The sequence below is a fragment of the Sphingobacterium sp. T2 genome (assembly GCF_000814685.1).
GTDB lineage: Bacteria > Bacteroidota > Bacteroidia > Sphingobacteriales > Sphingobacteriaceae > Sphingobacterium > Sphingobacterium thermophilum.
The window spans coordinates 1-7497 of the sequence record NZ_JXAC01000137.1; the positions used below are offsets into that span (position 1 = coordinate 1).

At 39.9% G+C, this 7497-nt stretch carries 8 protein-coding genes and 1 pseudogene; 6 read left to right on the plus strand and 3 right to left on the minus strand.

Annotation, left to right across the window (positions count from 1 at the left end):
• Positions 1-365 (plus strand): annotated as a pseudogene (locus SD31_RS09515) (TonB-dependent receptor); the annotation flags it as partial.
• Between the two features lie 24 nt (positions 366-389).
• Here the strand turns inward: SD31_RS09515 and SD31_RS09520 are convergent.
• The 3 genes from SD31_RS09520 to floA form a co-directional block, all read right to left on the minus strand.
• The gene (locus SD31_RS09520) at positions 390-980 is read right to left on the minus strand and encodes a Maf family nucleotide pyrophosphatase (protein WP_039053955.1); all 591 of its coding nucleotides are present in this window, start codon (positions 978-980) and stop codon (positions 390-392) included.
• A gap of 7 nt (positions 981-987) precedes the next feature.
• Complete coding sequence (locus tag SD31_RS09525; protein WP_039053956.1) at positions 988-1506, minus strand: KdsC family phosphatase; 519 nt, start codon at positions 1504-1506, stop codon at positions 988-990.
• 304 nt (positions 1507-1810) lie between these two features.
• A complete protein-coding gene (floA, locus tag SD31_RS09530) occupies positions 1811-2791 on the minus strand; it encodes a flotillin-like protein FloA (protein WP_039053958.1) in 981 nt (326 codons plus the stop codon).
• Positions 2792-3214: 423 nt separating this feature from the next.
• On the opposite strand from floA, the gene SD31_RS17435 reads away from it, so the two are divergent.
• From SD31_RS17435 to SD31_RS16640, 5 genes are all read left to right on the plus strand, one after another.
• Positions 3215-3517, plus strand: a complete 303-nt coding sequence (locus SD31_RS17435) for a hypothetical protein (RefSeq protein WP_052258903.1) — start codon at positions 3215-3217, stop codon at positions 3515-3517.
• Positions 3432-5717, plus strand: coding sequence for an ATP-binding protein (locus tag SD31_RS09535; RefSeq protein ID WP_082021898.1), 2286 nt, complete (start codon positions 3432-3434; stop codon positions 5715-5717). Before SD31_RS17435 ends, SD31_RS09535 begins: the two co-directional genes overlap by 86 nt.
• Positions 5650-6456 (plus strand): response regulator, encoded by an 807-nt coding sequence (locus SD31_RS15350; protein WP_052258906.1) that lies wholly within the window; start codon positions 5650-5652, stop codon positions 6454-6456. The genes SD31_RS09535 and SD31_RS15350 overlap by 68 nt, the downstream gene beginning before the upstream one ends.
• A 168-nt stretch (positions 6457-6624) precedes the next feature.
• Positions 6625-7278 carry a CheR family methyltransferase gene (locus SD31_RS09540; RefSeq protein WP_231561403.1) on the plus strand — a complete coding sequence of 218 codons (654 nt, stop codon included), beginning with the start codon at positions 6625-6627 and terminating at the stop codon, positions 7276-7278.
• Positions 7278-7497: chemotaxis protein CheB (locus tag SD31_RS16640; RefSeq protein ID WP_316929842.1), on the plus strand; the 220-nt coding region annotated here is incomplete at its 3' end. The genes SD31_RS09540 and SD31_RS16640, both read left to right, overlap by 1 nt.

A 7497-nucleotide genomic window follows, 5' to 3' on the forward strand; every position in this document is an offset into this window, starting at 1 on the left:
TGCAAACACAGAGGATTTATGAACTTAGCATACAAACCTGCATAGCGGATGGAGTTTTGACTATACATTTAAACGTAGTAGTAGGAAAAAAACGCCTTCCATCAACTATAGATAATCCTGCAGAATACCAACTTGATAGCTACTCTCCGGCATACATCACCATGAATGCACAGGTGAGCAAGTCTTTCGGCAAGGATAAAAACTTCAGTATCTATGTTGGTGGGGAAAACCTTACCAATAAATATCAGAAAGATCCTATTCTTGCGTTCGACCAACCTTTCGGACAGTATTTCGATACAAACCTACTATGGGGTCCTTTGACAGGAAGGATGTTCTATACAGGTATTCGATATCATATCAAATAAAAAAGGAGGCTTAAGCCTCCTTTTTTATTTGATTAATTTTTTTAGTTCCTTATAAAGCCGAACTGTTGGTAGCCCCATGACATTTTCATATGATCCTTCGATAGATATAACTGCTGCACGACCTATCCACTCTTGAATACCATAGGCTCCTGCCTTGTCAAGCGGCTTATATTTCGCTATATAGTAACGGATTTCTTCGTCCGTCAGACTGTCAAAATATACCTTTGTTTTTTCCGTAAAAGACACTCTCTTGCCTGCATAAGCCATAGCTACTCCGGTGTATACATGATGCGGTTTCCCGGACAAGCTCTTAATCACCTCAAAAGCTGTCTGCTCAGATACCGGCTTTCCCAACACCTGATTTTCTGAATCTACTACCACAGTATCCGCAGCAATAACCAAAGATGAACTAAACTCTTCTGTATCAAAAACGGAAAGCTTTTTCAACGCTAACGATTCTGCCACCTGATGATTAGGAATATCGGAAGGAACCGATTCATCAACACTTTTGACAATCACCTCAAAATCAATATCCAAAGCTGCTAACAGCTCCTTTCGCCGTGGTGACTGTGACGCCAACACCACCCTTATGTCCTTCAATCTATCCAATAACATATTTCTCTCAAACGCTAGGAACAAAAATATCATTATGCCACTTACCCTGTAATTTCAGGATTTTCTCTAACACTTCACGTACCACGCCCTCCCCTCCTTTACAGCGTGACACATAATGAGATATGGCTTTGATTTCCTCTACAGCATCGGCCGGAGCTACAGCTACCCCCACCTTCTGCATACAAAGGTAATCCGGCATATCATCACCGATAAACATGACTTCCGTTGGAGCTAGTTGATAACGATTCATCACCTCTTCTAGCACAGACCATTTATCGTGAATTCCCAAATAAGTTTCCTTGACACCCAAGCCCTCGAATCGGGCTTTCACTCCTAAAGATTTGGCCCCTGTAATCACCACAATAGTGAGCCCCTGTTTTACGGCATACTGTATGGCATAACCATCTTTAACATGGAATGTGCGCAGCTGATGGCCCTCTTCCGTGACCAAAATTTTGCCGTCTGTCAAAACCCCATCAACATCCAGCACAACACATTTAATAGTTTTGAATTTTGTATAAATCATATAGACAGCAAAATTAATTATTTCAAATTTAGGAAAGCAATTTTTAGAAATTTATTCAATAGCGACAGCTATTTATCACGATTTACAAGAAAAATCACAACAATGTCAGAAACTAGTTGTTTTCACAACTTTCTCTTCTAAAAGACTTGACGGGAGTCAAATCTTGATGTAACTTTGTCTCAACAATACGGAAGTAGTAAGCCCGATTGTTCATAAAGTAGTCTTTTCATAATTTAGGTTTATAATTGGTTAGTAGCAAACCTTGGTGCCCATCACCAAGGTTTTGTTTTTTTATTATAAACCTCTATCCATTCTTTTCATCACCTTTAGGATTAGAGATCGAGTTTCTCATATCAGTATCGGCTTGGAGATTTTTCAGACGGTAATAGTCCATAATACCGAGGTTTCCGTTTCGGAAAGCTTCCGCGATAGCCATCGGTACCTGTGCTTCCGCCTCAATCACTTTGGCTTTTGCTTCCTGTGCTTTGGCTCTCATCTCCTGTTCGTTAGCCACGGCCATAGCTCTTCGCTCCTCGGCTCTTGCATTAGCCACTTTAAGATCTGCCTCCGCCTGATCTGTCTGCAGTTTCGCTCCTACGTTCTCGCCTATATCCATGTCAGCGATATCGATAGACAAAATCTCGAAAGCAGTACCCGAATCCAAACCTTTGGCCAAAACGGTTTTAGAAATTCTATCGGGATTTTCTAACACTTCCTTGTGATCCGCAGATGAACCTATAGTGGTCACAATACCTTCACCTACACGTGCCAGTATGGTTTCTTCCCCTGCACCACCCACCAGCTGATGGATATTGGCACGCACCGTAACACGCGCCTTGGCGATAAGCTGAATACCATCTTTAGCCACTGCCGCTACCGGAGGGGTATTGATGACTCTAGGGTTTACCGAAAGCTGAACCGCATCAAACACATCTCTTCCTGCTAGGTCGATAGCCGTAGCAAGCTTAAAATCCAAAGGAATGTTGGCCTTATCCGCCGAAATTAAAGCTTTTATAACTTTATTTACATTTCCACCCGCTAAATAATGGGTTTCTATTTCGTTTGTCGTAATAGTTAGCCCCGCCTTTGTCGAAGTAATCATAGCATTGGTTACCAAAGCCGGTGGCACTTTTCTCAAACGCATCAACACCAAATTCAAAAGACTAATTTTTACATTGGACAGCTGCGCCGTAAACCATAAATTGATAGGCAAAATATAAAGTAAAACGGCTAAACCTATTACCGAACCGATAATGGTGAGGATTATAGTAACTTCTGTGTTCATCATCTTGCCTCAATCTTGTTTTAAGCTCCCTAAAGATATTAATTTATTTTATTTTATTGGAAAAAATTGATAAATTCAGTTATTTTAGTATAACAGCACTAAGAAAACATTAAAACACCATTAATCTATTGGTATAGCAATTAAAATAGGGACTATCGCGTGCCGAAATAAGTATATTTTATTTAAAATTTCTACTTTTGGGCAAGCTTAAGAGACCTTATCGGCGAGACAATTTTCTATGGATACTTCAAAATACCGCAATCAGATTTTCAGCAGTATAATCATATCAATAATTGTTACTATAGCTTCTTCAGCGTATTTGTTTAGCGAGTTAAAAAATTATTTGAAAAGAAACGACAACATTCTTAATAACGCACAACAGCAGCTGGAAGTAGCCGTGATCTGAACAGCAGACTTTATAAGTTGATCCAACGACATATAGATTATATTAGGAATCCTTCCTATGAGCTGAAAGCACAGATCCTCTCCTACCATACTGATATCAAGAACGAAATCTTGCAGCTTGAGTCTTTAGGAGAGCAAGGTCAAAATAAGCAGCTTTCGAAAACCATAATATCCTTTGCGCAAGATTTATTGGATGAGGATAGGATGGACTCATTAATGAAACAAGAACATACTGATGTCATATCCTTCTGGTTGGCAAAACAAGAAGAAAAACATCCAGATATACAACAATTTTGTCAGCTCTATCTTCGATTTCCGTAATCAGGAATTCAACAAAAATAAAACTCATTTAGATCGTGTCCGCAACATTACTCTTTCTCTGATTATCCTGTCATTCTTCACTATTCTATTCACTTATTACCTCGTATATCAATCCTTGAAAACATTAAGGAAATCCAGACGTGAACTAAAAAAAATCAACCAGGACTTTGTAGAAGCCCAAAAGAAAATCGATGAATACAATTGGATTTTAGAGAAAAACAATGCCCTCATTGAAGAAATAAGCGGTGTTGACGACGAACGTGAAATTGCCCAAATCATAAAAAATTTTGTCAAGCAGACTTTCCCACTTCATGCTTTAGCCATTTACTTCCGAAAGGACAATTCCGACATCTTTGAACTGTATGAAGGCATAGGACTTACCACACATAAAATAGAAAAATTTACCTTCGGCGAACAGATATTGGGTCAGGTAGCTGCGACAAATGAAATTTACTTCAAGAAAATAGATAAAGATGACCAGACGAATGGACTTTCCAACTTCATTACACGAAACGATTTGTTCGTCTTTATCAACCCTCTATCCTATGAAGATGAAGTTATAGGAGTAATAGAAGTGGCTTTGGACTGCAAAGAAGAAGATCTTATCCGATATAGGGATTTCTTCCGCAGGGCGAACCGTAACCTAGCAACACGCATCCGTTTCGGACAAAACCACCGTATGGTGAGACACCTTCTCGAGGAAGCGCAGGTACAACACGAAGAGCTAGAAGCACAGCAGGAAGAATTGCGTATCACCAACGAAGAACTTGTACAAAAGACTAACCTACTGGAATCGTCGGAAGAAGAGCTTCGCGTACAACAGGAAGAACTTACCCAAACCAATCAGGAGCTTAACCGCAAAGCCGAGGAGCTGGAACTCAGAAATCAAGAGCTACATCAGGCTCAACAGCTAATAGAACAAAAAATCAAAGAAGTAGAGCAGGCCAGCAAGTATAAATCGGAATTCATGGCCAACATGAGCCACGAACTGCGTACACCACTAAACAGTATTTTGATTTTGGCAAAGCTGCTTCAGGATAACAAGCAGCATAATCTCAATGAAGAACAGATCAAGTATGCCCAAGTTATCCATGATGCGGGTTCAGACCTCCTCCAGCTGATTAATCAGCTTCTCGATTTGGCGAAGATTGAAGCAGGTCATATTGAACTAAACATAAGCGAGATTGAAGCAGAGCTTTTTGTCAAAGAGCTCCAAGAGCTCTTTAGAGCCATTGCAGAAGATAAGAACATCACTTTTAGGACTTCTATTGCCAAGAAGGTACCTAAAACCTTCCTTTCCGACGAATATCGTCTGCAACAGGTCATAAAAAACTTCCTTTCCAATGCCTTCAAATTTACCGAGCCCGGCGGAGAAGTGCGTCTGGACATACAGCTTCAATCAAACAACCTGTATTTCGATGTCATAGATACCGGCAAAGGTATTTCAAAAGATAAGCAGGATTTAATATTTGAAGCATTCCGCCAAGAAGATGGCTCCACCAGCCGTAAATACGGAGGCACAGGACTAGGACTTTCCATCAGTAAAGAACTAGCCAGTCTCTTGGGAGGACGTATAATGCTTGAAAGTGAAGTAGGAAAAGGCAGTAAGTTCACCCTAATCCTACCTTTGCAGGAAGCGGCTACAAAACCTCTTGAGACCATATCAGCGCCTCAAAATGAAGAAGAGCTTAGTGTATCATCTCAGCCGGAGAAACCTATAAAAGAAGAAATAGCAAGATTGGCAGAAACTTCCATACTTCAGCAGAAAACTATTTTGATTATTGAAGATGATGTGAATTTTGCCGATATTCTTAAAGGCTTTGCAGAAAACTATGGATTTTCAGTTATGTTGGCACACGACGGTGCCAAAGGGATAGAAATAGCAAAAACCGAACTTCCAAGTGCCATCATCCTCGATGTCATGCTTCCTATTGTCGATGGATGGGAGGTATTACGCACACTAAAAGAAGAGCCGGCAACCAAACACATCCCTATACACATGATGTCTGCAGCTACATTCTCTAAAAAAGAATTTCCTAGAAAAAGGAGCCATAGGCTTCATGCACAAGCCTGTAACGGAAAAGGCTATACAGAAAACCTTCGAAGATATAAACCTCAACCTAAGCAGCTCCGTGAAGAAAATATTGCTGGTGGAAGACCAAGAGCTTCAAAGCGACCACATCAAAAATTCATTTGCTAGCCAAAATATCAATGTCATACAGACCTTCTCGTTGAATTCTGCATGGAACAAACTCAACGAGGAAAACAACATTGACTGCATCATCCTAGACTTAAGTCTGCCGGACGGCAACGGTCTTGAGCTTATAGAACGTATCAAAGAAAATAAGGAACTATCAAAAATTCCTATTATCATCAATACGGCATATGAGCTTCCTAAAGACCAATATGACAAAATCCTAGCAGACGCTAGGGCAACTATTCTAAAGTCTGACAAATCCAGTGACCGGCTAATCGATGAAGTGAACCTGTTTTTAAACAAACTACAACAGGAAAATAACATTATACACAAAGCGGAAATACCTACTGTAATACATACCAACAACCTCAATGGCAAACGTGTCCTGATTGCAGATGACGACATGCGTAATGTCTTTGCGTTATCGACAAGCCTACAAAGCTACAATATGCATATTGAGGTAGCTAATAACGGCAAAGAAGCAATAGAAATTCTAAAAAATCCGGACCATAAGATCGACATCGTACTTATGGACATCATGATGCCGGAGATGGATGGCTACGAGGCCATTCAGCACATACGCAACGTGTTAAATTACAAGGATTTACCTATTATAACTGTTACAGCAAAGGCTATGAAAGGCGACCGGGAGAAATCTATACAAATAGGGGCCAACGATTATGTGAGCAAACCTATAGATATTGATAAACTAACTTCGTTGATGCAGGTATGGTTGGGCTAAATTCAAATCCACTTATACAATTCCAAGATCTAGAAGATATTATTTATACTTTTAAAAAATGTTACGGAGTATGACCTTTCAGGCTACTCCAAATCCTCCCTGAAAAGAAGAGTAGAAAGATTCCTTCAAGTGGAGAAAATGGATCTTGTAGATCTCAAAAATGCAATTGTGAATGTCAAAGATTTCGACAATTACTTTATCCAGGAAATAGTGGTGAATGTAACGGAAATGTTCCGTGACCCACAATTTTTTGTGTCGCTTAGAAAAAATGTCTTTCCTTACATAGAGACTTTTCCTCAGATTCGGGTGTGGAGTGCTGGGTGCGCCACCGGTGAAGAGGCATATTCTACGGCCATAATGCTAAAAGACTCCAACCTTCTTCAACGAAGTTTCATCTACGCCACGGACGTCAGCCAAAAGGCGTTGGACATTGCCCGCAAAGGTGTGTATAGTACACGGAAAATCCAGTCCTACACTGAAAATTACTTACAAACAGAACTGGCAAGTGATTTTTCCAGTCATTACACGGCCATGTATGATGCCGTCATCATCAATAAAGAATACCGAGATAAAATTCTGTTCTCTACCCATAATCTTGTGACCGATCACGTATTCAACGAATTTCAACTGATACTCTGTCGCAATGTGATGATCTATTTCGATAGAGAGCTACAGAAAAAAGTCCTTAACCTCTTTTACGAGTCTTTAAGCCTGTTCGGCTTCTTATGTTTGGGAGCCAAAGAAAGTCTGTACGCCCAAGATATCAAAGAGAAATTTAAAGTCATTGACAAAAGAAATAACATTTATCAAAAAATAAAATAATGTCTATTGCGAAGGAAATCATACTGGTTGGAGGATCTGCAGGTTCTTACCCTTTGATTACGACGTTCCTTGGGCAGTTGCCCTCATATTTTGAGCAGGCCATCTGTATCGTGCTCCATCGCAATAAAAAATTTGAAACGCAGATAAGAGAGCAGTTTAAGCGAAAAAGATTACAAAGAAATATTACTTCTGGATTTTCATATTATTGTAGACAGAAGA